At 63.3% G+C, this 14758-nt stretch carries 14 protein-coding genes; 12 read left to right on the top strand and 2 right to left on the bottom strand.

Annotated features, from left to right (window positions below):
• Nucleotides 1–19: 19 nt before the first annotated feature.
• The 4 genes from APH34_RS10310 to APH34_RS10325 are packed head-to-tail and all read left to right on the top strand — an operon-like array spanning nt 20 to nt 3914.
• Entirely contained in the window at nt 20–1030 is a 1011-nt protein-coding gene (locus APH34_RS10310) for an ABC transporter permease subunit (protein ID WP_054901065.1), read from the top strand.
• A 10-nt stretch (nt 1031–1040) separates the two neighbouring features.
• The gene (locus tag APH34_RS10315; protein ID WP_054901066.1) at nt 1041–1967 is read left to right on the top strand and encodes an ABC transporter permease subunit; all 927 of its coding nucleotides are present in this window, start codon (nt 1041–1043) and stop codon (nt 1965–1967) included.
• A 10-nt stretch (nt 1968–1977) separates the two neighbouring features.
• Entirely contained in the window at nt 1978–2946 is a 969-nt protein-coding gene (locus APH34_RS10320; protein ID WP_054901067.1) for an ABC transporter ATP-binding protein, read from the top strand.
• Complete coding sequence (locus tag APH34_RS10325) at nt 2946–3914, top strand: peptide ABC transporter ATP-binding protein (RefSeq protein WP_054901068.1); 969 nt, start codon at nt 2946–2948, stop codon at nt 3912–3914. Before APH34_RS10320 ends, APH34_RS10325 begins: the two co-directional genes overlap by 1 nt.
• A 174-nt stretch (nt 3915–4088) precedes the next feature.
• On the opposite strand, the gene APH34_RS10330 is transcribed toward APH34_RS10325, so the two are convergent.
• Nucleotides 4089–4985 (bottom strand): hypothetical protein, encoded by an 897-nt coding sequence (locus APH34_RS10330; RefSeq protein WP_054901069.1) that lies wholly within the window; start codon nt 4983–4985, stop codon nt 4089–4091.
• A 261-nt stretch (nt 4986–5246) separates the two neighbouring features.
• On the opposite strand from APH34_RS10330, the gene APH34_RS10335 reads away from it, so the two are divergent.
• The 4 genes from APH34_RS10335 (at nt 5247) to APH34_RS10350 (ending at nt 9034) form a co-directional block, all read left to right on the top strand.
• Nucleotides 5247–6056 carry a nuclear transport factor 2 family protein gene (locus tag APH34_RS10335; RefSeq protein WP_054901070.1) on the top strand — a complete coding sequence of 270 codons (810 nt, stop codon included), beginning with the start codon at nt 5247–5249 and terminating at the stop codon, nt 6054–6056.
• A gap of 65 nt (nt 6057–6121) precedes the next feature.
• Nucleotides 6122–7528: an FAD-binding oxidoreductase gene (locus tag APH34_RS10340; protein WP_054901071.1), complete on the top strand. Its 1407-nt coding sequence runs from the start codon at nt 6122–6124 to the stop codon at nt 7526–7528.
• Between the two features lie 32 nt (nt 7529–7560).
• Nucleotides 7561–7902, top strand: a complete 342-nt coding sequence (locus APH34_RS10345) for a cupin domain-containing protein (protein ID WP_054901072.1) — start codon at nt 7561–7563, stop codon at nt 7900–7902.
• Nucleotides 7903–7954: 52 nt separating this feature from the next.
• On the top strand, nt 7955–9034 hold the full coding sequence (locus APH34_RS10350) for a polyamine ABC transporter substrate-binding protein (protein ID WP_054901073.1): 1080 nt from the start codon (nt 7955–7957) through the stop codon (nt 9032–9034).
• A 220-nt stretch (nt 9035–9254) separates the two neighbouring features.
• Here the strand turns inward: APH34_RS10350 and APH34_RS10355 are convergent, their stop codons facing one another.
• Nucleotides 9255–10838: a peptide chain release factor 3 gene (locus APH34_RS10355; protein ID WP_054901074.1), complete on the bottom strand. Its 1584-nt coding sequence runs from the start codon at nt 10836–10838 to the stop codon at nt 9255–9257.
• Between the two features lie 475 nt (nt 10839–11313).
• Here APH34_RS10355 and APH34_RS10360 point away from each other — a divergent pair, with 475 nt between their 5' ends.
• Genes APH34_RS10360 through APH34_RS10375 form a run of 4 tightly spaced genes read left to right on the top strand, consistent with a single transcriptional unit; the run spans nt 11314 to nt 14756 of the window.
• Nucleotides 11314–12027 (top strand): ABC transporter permease, encoded by a 714-nt coding sequence (locus tag APH34_RS10360; protein ID WP_054901075.1) that lies wholly within the window; start codon nt 11314–11316, stop codon nt 12025–12027.
• Between the two features lie 13 nt (nt 12028–12040).
• Nucleotides 12041–12952 carry a glycine betaine ABC transporter substrate-binding protein gene (locus APH34_RS10365; RefSeq protein WP_054901076.1) on the top strand — a complete coding sequence of 304 codons (912 nt, stop codon included), beginning with the start codon at nt 12041–12043 and terminating at the stop codon, nt 12950–12952.
• Nucleotides 12949–13602 carry an ABC transporter permease gene (locus APH34_RS10370; protein WP_054901077.1) on the top strand — a complete coding sequence of 218 codons (654 nt, stop codon included), beginning with the start codon at nt 12949–12951 and terminating at the stop codon, nt 13600–13602. The genes APH34_RS10365 and APH34_RS10370 overlap by 4 nt, the downstream gene beginning before the upstream one ends.
• The gene (locus tag APH34_RS10375; RefSeq protein WP_054901078.1) at nt 13599–14756 is read left to right on the top strand and encodes a betaine/proline/choline family ABC transporter ATP-binding protein; all 1158 of its coding nucleotides are present in this window, start codon (nt 13599–13601) and stop codon (nt 14754–14756) included. Before APH34_RS10370 ends, APH34_RS10375 begins: the two co-directional genes overlap by 4 nt.
• The last annotated feature ends 2 nt before the right edge of the window (nt 14757–14758 follow it).

A 14758-nucleotide genomic window follows, 5' to 3' on the forward strand; every position in this document is an offset into this window, starting at 1 on the left:
TGATGAGGTAACCCCGACAATGTTGAGTTTTATTGCCCGGCGCCTGGGCCTGCTGATTCCGACCTTTTTCGGCATCACCTTGCTGACTTTCGCGCTCATACGCCTGATCCCCGGCGACCCGGTGGAAGTGATGATGGGCGAGCGCAGGGTGGACCCCGAAATGCACGCCCAGGCCATGGAGCGCCTGGGCCTGAACAAGCCGCTGCCTGCCCAGTACCTGGACTACATCGGCAAGCTTGCCCACGGCGACCTGGGCGAATCGCTGCGTACCCGCGAAAGCGTCTGGACCGAGTTCCTCACGCTGTTCCCGGCCACCCTCGAGCTGGCGTTCGCCGCGCTGGTGTTCGCCGGCATCGTCGGCCTGCTGGCCGGGGTGATCGCCGCACTCAAGCGCGGCTCGCTGTTCGACCACGGGGTGATGGGCATATCGCTGGCGGGCTACTCGATGCCGATCTTCTGGTGGGGCCTGATCCTGATCATGTTCTTTTCGGTAAGCCTGGGCTGGACACCGGTTTCCGGGCGTATCGACCTGCTCTACGACATCGAGCCGAAGACCGGTTTCATGCTCATCGACACCCTGCTCAGCGACGAGGAAGGCGCATTCAAGGATGCGGTGATGCACCTGATATTGCCGGCCATCGTGCTCGGCACCATCCCGCTGGCGGTCATCGCCCGCATGACCCGTTCGTCGATGCTTGAAGTGCTGCGCGAGGACTACATCCGTACCGCACGCGCCAAGGGCCTGTCACCGGCCCGCGTGGTGTTCGTGCACGGCCTGCGCAACGCGCTGATCCCGGTACTGACCGTGTTCGGCCTGCAGGTCGGTACGCTGCTGGCCGGTGCCGTACTGACCGAAACCATCTTTTCCTGGCCGGGCATCGGCAAGTGGCTGATCGAAGCCATCGGTGCCCGTGATTACCCCGTGGTCCAGAACGGCATCCTGTTGATCGCCTGCCTGGTGATCCTGGTCAACTTCGTCGTGGACATTCTCTACGGCCTGGCCAACCCACGCATCCGTCATCAGCGCTGAGGCCTTCACCATGACTAGCCCGATTCCGAAACCCGTTTCGCCGGCCAGCCCGGTGGACCAGAGCCTGCTCTACCCGTCGCCGTACAAAGAATTCTGGCACGCCTTCTCGCGCAACAAGGGCGCGGTGATGGGCCTGGCCTTCATGTGCCTGGTGGTGTTCTGCGCGTTGTTCGCACCCTGGGTCGCACCGCACAACCCCAGCGAGCAGTACCGCGACTTCCTGCTTACGCCGCCGGTGTGGCTCGAAGGCGGCACCTGGCAGTTCATCCTTGGCACCGACGAGCTTGGCCGCGACCTGCTTTCGCGGCTGATCCAGGGGGCCAGGTTGTCCCTGCTGATCGGCCTCTCGTCAGTGGTGATGTCACTGATCCCCGGCATTCTGCTGGGTTTGCTGGCCGGTTTCTTCCCACAGTTGCTCGGCCCGTCGATCATGCGCCTGATGGACGTGATGCTGGCGTTGCCGTCGTTGCTGCTGGCCGTTGCCATCGTCGCCATCCTCGGCCCTGGCCTGATCAACACGGTGATCGCCATCGCCGTCGTCTCGCTGCCCTCCTATGTGCGCCTGACGCGCGCTGCGGTGATGGGCGAACTCAACCGCGACTACGTCACCGCCGCCCGCCTGGCCGGTGCCGGGCTACCACGGCTGATGTTCGTCACCGTGCTGCCCAACTGCATGGCGCCGCTGATCGTGCAGGCGACCTTGAGCTTTTCCTCGGCCATTCTCGACGCCGCTGCCCTGGGTTTCCTGGGCCTGGGCGTGCAACCGCCCACCCCGGAGTGGGGCACCATGCTGGCGTCGGCCCGTGACTACATCGAGCGCGCCTGGTGGGTGGTGAGCCTGCCCGGCCTGACCATTCTGCTCAGTGTGCTGGCAATCAACCTGATGGGCGACGGCCTGCGCGATGCGCTGGACCCGAAACTCAAGAACGCCGCCTGAGGAGAACGCCATGTCACTGTTGCAGATCAACAACCTGAACGTGCGCTTCGGCGACGCCAATGCGGTCCCTGTCGTGGATGGCCTGGACCTGGCGGTGGAGGCTGGCGAGATCCTGGCCATCGTTGGCGAGTCCGGCTCGGGCAAGTCGGTGACGATGATGGCCCTGATGGGCCTGATTGACGCCCCGGGGCGCATCACTGCCGACTCGCTCACCTTCGACGGTACCGACATGCTCAAGCTCAGCGGCCGCCAGCGGCGCAAGGTAGTGGGCAAGGACATCGCGATGGTCTTCCAGGATCCGATGACCGCACTCAACCCCAGCTTCACCGTGGGCTACCAGATCGAAGAAGTGCTGCGTCAGCACCTGGGCCTGAAGGGCAAAGCGGCGCGCCAGCGCGCCTTGGAGCTGCTGAAGAAGGTCGAGATTCCGGCAGCCGAAAGCCGTCTGGATGCCTACCCGCACCAGTTGTCCGGTGGTATGAGCCAACGGGTGGCCATTGCCATGGCGATTGCCGGCGAGCCCAAGCTGCTGATCGCCGACGAACCGACCACGGCGCTCGACGTCACCATCCAGGCGCAGATCATGGAGCTGCTGGTCAACCTGCAGCAGGAGCGCAACATGGCGCTGATTCTGATTACCCATGACCTGGCGGTGGTTGCCGAAACAGCCAGGCGCGTCTGCGTGATGTACGCCGGGCAAGCCGTGGAAGTAGGCCAGGTGCCGGAACTGTTCGACGTGCCTGCACACCCCTACAGCGAAGCGCTGCTGGCCGCGATCCCCGAACACAGCGCTGGCGCCGAGCGCTTGGCGACCCTACCCGGCATCGTTCCCGGCCGCTACGACCGACCCGTTGGCTGCCTGCTATCGCCGCGTTGCCCCTATGTGCAGGACAACTGCCGGCGCGAGCGTCCGCCCCTCGCCCCCCAGGCCCATAGCCTGGTGCGTTGCTTCTACCCACTGAACCAGGAGGTGGCGTGATGGCCGTCGTTCTGACTGCACGGGAGCTGACCCGGCACTACGAAGTCTCCCGTGGCCTGTTCAAGGGCAACGCCCTGGTGCGTGCGCTCAACGGTGTATCGTTCGAACTGGAGGCCGGCAAGACCTTGGCCGTGGTGGGCGAGTCGGGCTGCGGCAAGTCGACCCTGGCCCGTGCCCTGACCCTGATCGAGGCGCCCTCCTCCGGTTCGTTGCAAATCGCCGGCACCGAGGTCACGGGCGCCAGCAAGCACCAGCGCAAGCAACTGCGCCGCGACGTGCAAATGGTGTTCCAGAGCCCTTATGCCTCACTCAACCCCCGGCAGAAGATCGGCGATCAACTGGCCGAGCCCCTGCTGATCAATACCTCGCTGAGCAAGGCCGAGCGGCGCGAGAAGGTGCAGAAGATGATGGAGCAGGTCGGGTTGCGGCCTGAGCACTATCAGCGCTATCCGCACATGTTCTCCGGCGGCCAACGCCAGCGCATCGCCCTGGCCCGGGCAATGATGCTGCAGCCAAAGGTGCTGGTGGCGGACGAACCAACCTCTGCACTGGACGTGTCGATCCAGGCGCAGGTGCTGAACCTGTTCATGGACCTGCAAAAGGAGTTCAACACGGCCTATGTGTTCATCTCCCACAACCTTGCAGTGGTGCGCCATGTGGCAGACCAGGTGCTGGTGATGTACCTGGGCAAGCCGGCGGAAATGGGGCCAAAGGAAGATATCTATGGAAAGCCGCTGCACCCCTATACCCAGGCGCTGCTGTCGGCGACCCCGACGATTCACCCTGACCCGCTAAAGCCGAAGATCCGCATCGTCGGTGAGCTACCCAACCCGCTTAACCCGCCCGACGGCTGTGCGTTTCACAAGCGATGCCCGTATGCGACGGAGCGCTGCGCCCGGGAAGTGCCAGCGTTCAGGCCCGTGGGCACCCGGCAGGTGGCCTGTCACTATGCGGAGCAGTTTCTGTAGGTAGCAAAGCCGCGGCTGCAGAGGTGAAACGGTCCTCTGTAGCCGCGGCCATGTGACGCGAAAGGGGCGCCAGGCGCCCCACACGTCAATGCATGAATATCGCGATCAGGATGATGACCGGAATCGGTACCCCAAGCATCCACAGCAGTAATGAGCGCATGACCTTCTCCTTCCTTAACGTTGAACGGTACGACGAGCCGTAGCCGAGTAGTCCACACCTTCACCTTCCAGCCACAGCACGCGATCGCGCTGACGGCCACCGAACAGCGCCGCCAAGCTGGCGAAGAAGGCCCCGCACAGCAGTGCGACAAACGTCCACAGGGCAGTCCATGCCGCCACTTTGGCCGCCGTGTCAGCTGCTTGCTGTGCCTGCACCTTGGCTTGCTGAACCTGCGCGATCACTTGGTCCACCCGGGCCTCGGCCTCGGCCTGGCTCAAGCGGGTACGCTGGGCCACCAGCTGCGCCAGGTAAGCACGGTCACCTTCGTCCAATGTGCCCCCCTGGGCGACGCCTTTGGCCAGAATGCGCGCGGCCACACCGTTGGCGGCATCTTCACTCACGGCGACCGGGCCATCGCTACGGAACAGGCTGTCGACGAAATAACCACTAGGGTCAGGCTTGGGTGCCACGCTGGCAGCGGCGCCCACAGCACTGGCTCCCGCCTGTGCCCCGGCACTGGCAAGGCCACCGGCGGTGCTCACGATCAGCATGGCGGCCACCAGGGTCGCCACCGCCCAGGCCAGGAAGCCATGGGCCGTATCGCGAAAGTACACTTCATCACCGTGCAAGTTGGCCCACTTCACCCGCAGGCGGCCGGCGATATAGCCACCGAGGCCAGAGGCAAGGATCTGTGTCAACAGCAGCCAGATGATCGTGGAGATGCCCAACGCCTTGGCGCTGGCACCTTCATTAGCCCAGGGCGAGGTGGCCGCAAAGCCAAGCCCGGCGCCGAGCACCACGAGGATCAGGGACAATGACGCAGCGGCGGCAGCACCTGCGAAGATGGCCGCCCAAGAGACACCTGAACGGGTCTGGGAATCGACATAGGGGTAATCGGCAGAGGGGATCATGAGTTTTTTCGCCTTTGTTGTGAGCGTCAGGATCAGTTGCCCTGTGATCAGTGCAGACGCTGTGCCAATTGTGTCGAGAAGTGAGTTGCAGGAAAATCAATGGGTTAGCTCTAACCCACGTCCTAGGATCGTGCAAAACACCCGGTTTGAGGGTTAGGGCTCAGGGTTTATGCAATGTCACGACCCTCACGGCGCATGAAGGCGCGCGCCCAGAGGCCGCACTGACTTGCCTGTATCCCGTCTCCCTTGCACTATCTGCACATGAGCCCGAACACTCCCCCTGACGGCCCCGGACAAACGCCGATCACTGCCGAAACGGTCATGCGCTACCACTTGTGCTGGAAGCACCGTGACCTGGACGGGGTCATCGCGCTGTACCATCCCGAGGTCCAGTACCACGACTTCTTCCAGAACCGCATGCTCGGTTACGGCGAGCTGCGCGAGTACGTGCGCGCCTGCCTGCCCGCTGATGCCGGCGAGGACATCGTTCACAACGACCGTATTCGCGTCGATGGCTGTACCGCCTTCATCCAGTACCAGGTCACGGTGCAGGGCGGTGACGGGCTGGTGGCGTTCCAGTCCAGCGAAGCGATCACGGTCAAGGACGGCCTGATCTGGCGGGTCAACGAGTACGCCACGCTGGTGCGACAGACCAGTCAGGGCTTGGCCAGCAGCGGCCCGCGTCCGGCCACCAGCCGCTTGGGGCTGTCACCACGGCAGTTGTCGACCATGGCCCAGGACCTGGAGCACTATTTCCAACGCCAGCGCCCCTACCTCGACCCCGAACTGGACCTGCAGCAGGTCGCCGACGCCAGCGGCTATAGCCGCAACCAGATCTCCTACCTGCTCAACCAGGTGCTCGGCCAGAGCTTCTATCGCTACGTCAACCAGGCGCGCCTGCAGCACCTGATGGCCCGCCTGGATGATGACAGTGTCGAGGCAACAATCGACGACCTGGCGTTCGGTGCCGGCTTCAACTCCCTGTCAGCGTTCTACAAGTGCTTCCGCGCGCACACCGGGCTCACGCCCAAGGCGTACCTGAAGCAAATTTCCCTGCGTGCACGCACGTAAGACAGCCCTCGCCCGACGCCACTAGGATCGCCCACAGACCTTGATGGATGTGGAGCCGAACCCCGATGCAACCCCTGCGTACGCTCAGCCTGTGGATGGACCAGCTCGACGAGCCGCTGTGCGCCCGCCCGGCCCTGCGCGAAGACCTTGAGCTCGACGTATGCATCATCGGTGCCGGCTACACCGGCCTGTGGACCGCCTACTACCTCAAGCGCCAGGCGCCACACCTGAATATCGCCGTGATCGAGGCCAACATTGCCGGCTTCGGTGCCTCCGGGCGCAATGGCGGCTGGCTGATGGGCAACCTGCTGGGCGAAGACCGCCTGCTTGCCACGCTGTCGCCGCAACAGCGCCGCGCCAGCGTCGACCTTCTGCATGGCATCCCCGATGAAGTCCACGCCGTGTTGCAACGTGAAGGCATCGACTGCGACTACCGCAAAGGCGGTGTGCTGTATTGCGCTGCACGCTACCCGGAACAGGAGCGCAGCCTGCGCGCCTACCTGGATGAGCTGTACCGCCAAGGCATGACCGAGGACGACTACCGCTGGCTGCGTCCCGAGCAGTTGGATGGGCAGCTTCGGCTGAGCAATGCCTACGGCGCGATCTACAGCCCGCACACCGCGACCATCCAGCCGGCCAAGCTGGTCCGCGGCCTGGCCCGGGCGGTAGAGGCGCTGGGGGTAACGATCTACGAAAACACCCCGGCCATCGACTGGCAGCCCGGCGAGGTGCGCTCACCACTGGCGCGCATCCGCTGCCAGTGGATGGTGCCTGCGGTCGAGGGCTATGCCGCCAGCCTGCCGCCGCTGGGCAAGCACCAATTGCCGGTGCAGAGCCTGCTGGTGGCCACCGAACCGCTGCCCGAATCGACCTGGGAGCAGATCGGCCTGGGCCAGGGCCAGGCGTTCAGCGAAAGCAGCCGCCAGGTCACCTACGGTCAACGTACCGCCGACAACCGCCTGGTGTTCGGCGCCCGCGGTGGCTACCGTTTTGGTGGTCGGCTGCGCGAAGACTTCACCCTCAGCGAAGCCGAGGTCGGCCTGCGCCGTTACCTGTTCAGCGAGCTGTTCCCGCAGCTCAGGCATGTGCGCATCACCCACTCCTGGGGCGGCAACCTGGGCATGGCACGGCGCTTCCGCCCGCACATGCTGTGTGATCGTCAGCGCGGCATCGCGCTTTCGGGCGGCTATGGTGGCGAAGGTGTCGGCGCCACCAACCTCGGTGGGCGCACGCTGGCCGCGCTGATCCTCAACCAGCACAACCAGCTGACCGCGCAACCCTGGGTACTGGACAACCGTCCATTGTCGAGCCTGGCCAGCTGGCCGCCCGAGCCCTGCCGCTGGCTCGGCTACAACGCCATCATCCAGAGCTTCGTCCACGAGGACCGGACCCTCGCCAACCCCGCCAGCGCGCCCTGGAGGCGGCGCCTGGCCAGCTCACTCGCGGACTTCATGGAAGGCTTCATGCACTGACTTCCCTTTCACTCGCACAGGATCCACCGGTCATGAGCATCACCCAGTTCAAACACACCGACAGCGCCGTCCTGGACAGTTCCAACCCGGTCGCGGTACCGCTCGGCGACCCCGTGGCGGTGGCGTCAGTCACCTGCGTGGAGCGCAGCGATGGCGTCGAAACCGGCATCTGGGAATGTACCCCCGGGCGCTGGCGGCGGCAGATCGTGCAACAGGAGTTCTGCCACTTCATCAAGGGCCGCTGCACCTTCACCCCCGACGGTGGCGAAACCCTGTACATAGAAGCCGGAGACGCACTGATGCTACCGGCCAACAGCACCGGTATCTGGGACATCCTGGAAACCGTGCGCAAGACCTACGTGCTAATTTTCTGATCCGCTGATCGCCTGCCTTCGATAACAACAGACAAAGCAAGGTATACCCGACATGCGTACACTTCTTCTCGCACCCCTGATGCTGGCCGCCAGCGTGGCCAGCGCCGCCGACACAGTGAAGATCTACAACTGGTCCAGCTATGTCGCGCCCGACACCCTGAAGAACTTCCAGCAGGCCACCGGCATCGTGCCGACCTACGACGTATACGACAGCAACGAAACCCTTGACGGCAAATTGATGACCGGCAATTCCGGTTACGACGTGGTGTTTCCCTCCAACCATTTCATGGCCCGGCAGATCCAGGGCAAGGCCTTGAAGCGCCTGGACAAGTCGCAGTTGCCCAACTGGCACAACCTGAACCCGGTGTTGCTCAAGGCACTGGAAGTGAACGACCCTGGCAACCAGTACGGCTTCCCGTACCTGTGGGGCAGTACCGGGATCGGCTACAACATCGACAAGGTCAAGGCGGTGCTCGGCGACAACGCGCCCGTGGACTCGTGGGACCTGATTTTCAAACCCGAGTACATGAGCAAGCTGAAAAGCTGCGGCGTGGCAGTGCTGGACAACGGCCCCGAACTGCTGCCAATCGCCCTGCACTACCTCGGCTTGCCACACCACAGCCAAGACCCGAAGGACTACGAAAAAGCCAAGGACCTGTTGATGAAGGTGCGGCCGTACATCAGCTACTTCCATTCGTCCAAGTACACGGGCGATCTGGCCAACGGCGATATCTGCGTGGTGGTGGGCTTCTCGGGTGATGTACTGCAGGCCAAGAACCGCGCCGACGAGGCGAAGAACGGCGTGAAAGTAGGGTATTCGATACCCAAGGAAGGCGCGCCGATGTGGTTCGACATGGTGGCCATGCCAGCCGATGCACCAGACGAGAAGGCAGGCTATGCCTACATGAACTACCTGCTGCAGCCGGAGGTGATGGCCAACATCAGCAACTCCGTGCAGTACGCCAACGGCAACCTCAAGGCTGACGCCCTGGTGGACCCGGCGATGAAGGGCAATACGATGATCTACCCCAGTGACGAGGTGATGGGCAAACTGTATGCGCTGGAGGCGATGCCGGCCAAGATCGACCGCATTCGCACGCGGATCTGGACCAGTATCAAGGCAGGTAATTGAAGCCTGTAGCACGCGGGTTGGCACCGGCTTCGCCGGTGTTCGCGGGGCAAGGCCGCGCCAACAGGCATGGACGGCTCCCAATGTTGGACACCCATCCAGCTCTTTGATGCAACCCAGCAATTGCACAAGCCTTTGTGCCTGTGCAGGGCCTGATAGGAAGCCGACTTGCCGGCGACAGGGCCAGATCAGACACCACCCGGTGCTGATCTGGCATTGACGGTCAGTGGTGCTCGCGGGTCGCGCGGAACTTGATGTCCGACCAACGCTCTTCCATCAGCGACAGGTTGACCCGGGTCGGGGCCAGGTAGGTCAGGTGACCGCCACCGTCGATGGCCAGGTTCTCCATGGCCTTGTTCTGGAATTCCTCGAGCTTCTTCTTGTCGTCACAGGTGATCCAGCGTGCCGACCAGACAGTGATCGGCTCGTAGGCGCATTCCACCTTGTACTCTTCCTTCAGGCGGCTGGCGACCACGTCGAACTGCAGGACACCGACCGCACCGAGGATGATGTCGTTGCTGCGCTCAGGGAAGAACACCTGGGTTGCACCCTCCTCGGCGAGCTGTTGCAGGCCCTGGCGCAACTGCTTGGACTTGAGCGGGTCTTTCAGGCGCACACGGCGGAACAGTTCCGGGGCAAAGTGCGGGATCCCGGTGAAGCCCAGCGCCTCGCCTTCGGTGAAGGTGTCGCCGATCTGAATGGTGCCGTGGTTGTGCAAGCCGATGATGTCGCCGGCGTAGGCCTCTTCCAGCTGCTCACGCTCGGACGAGAAGAAGGTCAGCGCATCACCGATACGCAGGTCCTTGCCCAGGCGCACATGGCGCATCTTCATGCCCTTTTCGTACTTGCCCGAGCAGATGCGCATGAAAGCGATGCGGTCGCGGTGTTTCGGGTCCATGTTCGCCTGGATCTTGAACACGAAGCCCGTGAACTTCTCCTCGACCGGCTCGACAGTCCGCTCGTGGGCCACACGGCCCAGCGGGCGCGGCGCCCAGTCGACGACCGCGTCGAGTACGTGGTCGACACCGAAGTTGCCCAGCGCAGTACCGAAGAACACCGGGGTCAATTGGCCGTTGATGAACTCTTCCTGGTTGAACTCGTGGCAGGCGCCCTGCACCAACTCGAGCTGCTCGACGAACGAATCGTACTGGTCGCCCAGGTGCGCACGGGCCTCGTCCGAGTCCAGGTTCTGGATGATCTTGGCCTCGGTGCGTTCGTGGCCATGCCCCGGGGTGTAGACCACGATGTAGTCGCCGGTCAGGTGATACACACCCTTGAAGTCACGGTAGCAACCGATCGGCCAGGTGATGGGCGCGGCCTTGATCTTCAAGACGGCCTCGATTTCGTCGAGCAGCTCGATCGGGTCGCGGATGTCGCGGTCGAGTTTGTTGATGAAGCTGACGATGGGCGTGTCGCGCAGGCGGCAAACGTCCATCAGGGCGATGGTCCGTGGCTCTACACCCTTACCGCCGTCGAGCACCATCAGCGCCGAGTCCACCGCCGTCAGGGTGCGGTAGGTGTCTTCCGAGAAGTCTTCGTGGCCAGGGGTGTCGAGCAGGTTGATCATGTGCTCGCGGTACGGGAACTGCATCACCGAGGTGGTGATGGAGATACCGCGCTGCTTCTCCATTTCCATCCAGTCGGAGGTGGCGTGGCGGTCGGACTTACGCGACTTCACGGTACCGGCGACGGCAATGGCCTTGCCCATCAGCAGGAGCTTCTCGGTGATGGTGGTCTTACCGGCGTCGGGGTGGGAAATGATTGCGAAAGTGCGGCGCTTCGCGACTTCGGCGGCCTGGTTGGTCATGGGAAATCGCCTGACTGGGGGATTTAAAAGGGGCGATATCATACCTGAACTGAGGCATTGGACCAAAGCCCACGTCATCGGCAACCCATACCCGCGCAGAGGCCGGCAGTGACCCACGACTTTCCTCCAAGCGCCCGTTTTTTCATGATAAATGGCCACAGGCCAGTTATTTCAACGCCTTCAGCGCATTAAGTCGCTGTTTTCTCTCGCCATATTTCACACCTTCCAGTGATTAGCACTGGCCAAATGCCGCCTCAGATGGGAACCTTTACGCCCTCGGAGACGTCCACTCCCCTGCAACCCGCTTCGCTTGGGGACTGGTTTCATCAGCTTTTTCGGGCCCGACGGGGTTCGGCTCATGGCCTGATCGCAGCCTTCGGTTTGCATCACGCTGCTACTCGCGAACACACCCAGCGCCGCCAGGTATGGCCGGCTAACAAGAAGTGTGCTCGCCGACTACACAAGGAGTCCGCCTGTGGCTAAACGCTACGGAAAAGGGCTGTTGGGATGGGCCGCCGTGCTCGTCATCCTGGCCCTGCTGGTCCACTGGATCGGCATCGACACGATCGCGCGCTACCGCGACGATCTTGGGTTCTACCTGCAAGCGCACCTGGTTCTGGTGCTGGCTTCGATGGCGGCGGCGTTGGCCGTGGGCATCCCCGCTGGCATTGCCTTGAGTCGACCGCACCGGGTCGACAAAGCCGAGCGCTTCATGCAGTTCTTCAACGTTGGCAACACCATCCCCCCTCTGGCCGTTCTGGCCATCGCCCTGAGTATCCTGGGCATCGGCGCCGGTCCTGCGATCTTCGCGCTGTTCCTCGCCTCGCTCCTGCCCATCGTGCGCAATACCTACGAGGGCCTGAAAAACGTCCCCGCCTCGCTCAAGGAAGCCGCCACCGGCATCGGCATGACCCCACGTCAGCAACTGTGGCAGGTGGAACTGCCCAATGCCGTGCCGATCATTGTCGGCGGTGTGCGCGTGGCGCTGGCGCTGAACGTCGGCACTGCGCCGCTGGCGTTCCTGATCGGTGCCAACAGCCTGGGCAGCCTGATCTTCCCCGGCATCGCCCTGAACAACCAGCCACAGCTGTTGCTGGGTGCCGCGTGCACCGCGCTCCTGGCCCTGCTGCTCGACGCGTTGGTGAGTTTCTCCAGCAAGCGCTGGCTGGAACGTGGCCTGGCCCAATAACAAGAGGGAACGTATGAAGAAGAGAATCGCCTTGCTGCTGGGCGCGGCCCTGCTGTTTACAGGCTTTGCCCAGGCGGCGGACAAACCGCTGATCCGCATCGGCGCGCGGGTGTTCACCGAACAGACCGTGCTGGCCGAAATCACTGCGCAGTACCTGCGCGCCAACGGCTTTGACGTGCGCGTGACCGCCGGCCTTGGCAGCAGCATCGCCCGCCAGGCTCAGGAAACCGGCCAGCTAGACCTGATGTGGGAATACACCGGCGTGTCGCTCGTGTCCTATAACCACATCGACGAACGCATGCCCAGCGCCGAGGCCACCTATGCCAAGGTCAAGGCACTGGATGAGAAGAAAGGCCTGATCTGGCTGACACCGTCGAAATTCAGCAATACCTACGCCCTGGGCCTGCCCAAGCAGGTTGCCCAAGCCTACCCACAGGTCAACTCGATCAGCGACCTCAACCAGGTGCTGCGCGACGAGCACCAGCGTAACCACCTGGTGGCCCTGGACACCGAGTTCGCCAACCGCCCGGACGGCCTGGTAGGCCTGAAGGACATGTACGACCTGCAGGTCGGCCGCGCCAACATCCGCCAGATGGACGCGGGCCTGGTCTACACCGCCATGCACAACAACCAGGTGTTCGCCGGCCTGGTCTACACCACCGACGGCCGCCTGAGCGCGTTCAACCTCAAGCTACTGGAAGACGACAAGCACTACTTCCCGGACTACACCGCCGCACCAGTGGTACGCAAGGCTGTGCTCGACGCCCACCCGCAACTGGTCGGCCTGCTCAAGCCCCTGGCCGAGCAACTCGACGACGAGACCATGCGCCAGCTCAACGCCAAGGTCGATGTCGAACACCAGAACCCGACCGCCGTCGCCGCCGCGTTCCTGCGCGAGCATCCCCTCAAGGAGGTACAGCCATGAGCCTGCTCGACACGTTCGCCCATCTCGATTGGGCACAGGTGCTGCAACTGACCTGGCAACACATCATGCTGGTCGGCGTTGCCGTCGGCCTGGCGATCATCGTCGGCGTACCGCTGGGCATCCTCATGACCCGCTTCCCCGCCGTCGCCGGCCCGCTGCAGGCCAGTGCCACCGTACTGCTGACCATCCCGTCGATCGCCCTGTTCGGCCTGCTGCTGCCGTTCTACTCCAAGTTCGGCCAGGGGCTTGGGCCACTGCCAGCGATCACGGCGGTGTTCCTGTATTCGCTGCTGCCGATCCTGCGCAACACCTACCTCGCCCTGACCAATGTCGAGCCCGGCATCCGTGAGGCCGCACGCGGCATCGGCATGACGTTCGGCCAGCGCCTGCGCATGGTCGAATTGCCCATCGCCGTGCCGGTGATCCTCGCTGGCGTGCGCACCGCCGTGGTGATGAACATCGGCGTGATGACCATCGCCGCCACCATCGGTGCCGGTGGTCTGGGCGTACTCATCCTGACCTCCATCAGCCGCAGCGACATGTCGATGCTGCTGGTCGGCGCCGTACTGGTCAGCCTGCTGGCGATCATCGCCGATCTGCTCCTGCAAACCCTGCAACGTGCCCTGACTCCAGAAGGACTGCGCTCATGATCGAACTCAAGAACCTCAGCAAAACCTTCAACGTCAACGGCAAGGACGTCAAAGCCGTCGACGCGGTAAGCCTCACTGTCAACGAAGGTGAGATCTGCGTGTTCCTCGGCCCGTCGGGCTGCGGCAAGAGCACCACGCTGAAAATGATCAACCGCCTGATCACCCCTACCTCCGGCCAGGTGTTCATCAATGGTGAGGACACCAGCGGGCTGGACGAAGTGACCCTGCGCCGCCACATCGGTTATGTGATCCAGCAGATCGGCCTGTTCCCGAACATGACCATCGAGGAAAACATCACCGTGGTTCCACGCCTGCTCGGCTGGGACAAGCAGCGCTGCCATGACCGCGCCCGCGAGTTGATGAGCATGATCAAGCTCGAGCCCAAGCAGTACCTGCAGCGTTACCCACGGGAACTGTCCGGCGGCCAGCAGCAGCGTATCGGCGTGATTCGCGCGCTGGCGGCCGACGCACCGGTGCTACTGATGGATGAGCCGTTCGGCGCGGTCGACCCGATCAACCGCGAGATGATCCAGAACGAATTTTTCGAGATGCAACGGGCGTTGAACAAGACCGTGATCATGGTCAGCCACGACATCGACGAAGCGATCAAGCTTGGCGACAAGATTGCCATTTTCCGCGCGGGCAAGCTGTTGCAGCTGGACCACCCGGACACCCTGCTGGCGCACCCGGTGGATGATTTCGTCAGCAACTTCGTCGGCCAGGACAGTACGTTGAAACGCCTGCTGCTGGTACGTGCCGAAGATGCAGCGGACAACGCGCCTTCGGTCAGCCCGCAGACGCCGGTGAACGATGCGCTGGAACTGCTGGACGAACATGATCGCCGCTACGTGGTGGTCACCGATGAGCAGAACAAGGCCCTGGGCTATGTGCGCCGGCGTGACATGCACCGCCAGCAAGGCACCTGCGGCGACTTCCTGCGCCAGTTCAATGCCACGGCGTCGCACGATGAGCACTTGCGCATTCTGTTGTCGCGGATGTACGAGTTCAACCGGGCGTGGTTGCCGGTGCTGGACGCCGAGCAGGTGTTCCTGGGCGAGGTGACCCAGGAGTCGATCGCGGCTTACCTGAGTTCGGGGAGATCGCGCGGGGCGAAGACCAGCATCGTCTCGCCGGCCGAGGCGGTGGTTTCGTAATC

It is taken from the genome of Pseudomonas sp. NBRC 111131 (assembly GCF_001320525.1).
Classification (GTDB): Bacteria; Pseudomonadota; Gammaproteobacteria; order Pseudomonadales; family Pseudomonadaceae; genus Aquipseudomonas; species Aquipseudomonas ceruminis.

Bases quoted from the DNA above. Each gene is read 5' to 3' on its own strand.
- APH34_RS10310 (WP_054901065.1), top strand. From the start codon at position 20: ATGTTGAGTTTTATTGCCCGGCGCCTGGGCCTGCTGATTCCGACCTTT.
- APH34_RS10315 (WP_054901066.1), top strand. From the start codon at position 1,041: ATGACTAGCCCGATTCCGAAACCCGTTTCGCCGGCCAGCCCGGTGGAC.
- APH34_RS10320 (WP_054901067.1), top strand. From the start codon at position 1,978: ATGTCACTGTTGCAGATCAACAACCTGAACGTGCGCTTCGGCGACGCC.
- APH34_RS10325 (WP_054901068.1), top strand. From the start codon at position 2,946: ATGGCCGTCGTTCTGACTGCACGGGAGCTGACCCGGCACTACGAAGTC.
- APH34_RS10330 (WP_054901069.1), bottom strand. From the start codon at position 4,985: ATGATCCCCTCTGCCGATTACCCCTATGTCGATTCCCAGACCCGTTCA.
- APH34_RS10335 (WP_054901070.1), top strand. From the start codon at position 5,247: ATGAGCCCGAACACTCCCCCTGACGGCCCCGGACAAACGCCGATCACT.
- APH34_RS10340 (WP_054901071.1), top strand. From the start codon at position 6,122: ATGCAACCCCTGCGTACGCTCAGCCTGTGGATGGACCAGCTCGACGAG.
- APH34_RS10345 (WP_054901072.1), top strand. From the start codon at position 7,561: ATGAGCATCACCCAGTTCAAACACACCGACAGCGCCGTCCTGGACAGT.
- APH34_RS10350 (WP_054901073.1), top strand. From the start codon at position 7,955: ATGCGTACACTTCTTCTCGCACCCCTGATGCTGGCCGCCAGCGTGGCC.
- APH34_RS10355 (WP_054901074.1), bottom strand. From the start codon at position 10,838: ATGACCAACCAGGCCGCCGAAGTCGCGAAGCGCCGCACTTTCGCAATC.
- APH34_RS10365 (WP_054901076.1), top strand. From the start codon at position 12,041: ATGAAGAAGAGAATCGCCTTGCTGCTGGGCGCGGCCCTGCTGTTTACA.
- APH34_RS10370 (WP_054901077.1), top strand. From the start codon at position 12,949: ATGAGCCTGCTCGACACGTTCGCCCATCTCGATTGGGCACAGGTGCTG.
- APH34_RS10375 (WP_054901078.1), top strand. From the start codon at position 13,599: ATGATCGAACTCAAGAACCTCAGCAAAACCTTCAACGTCAACGGCAAG.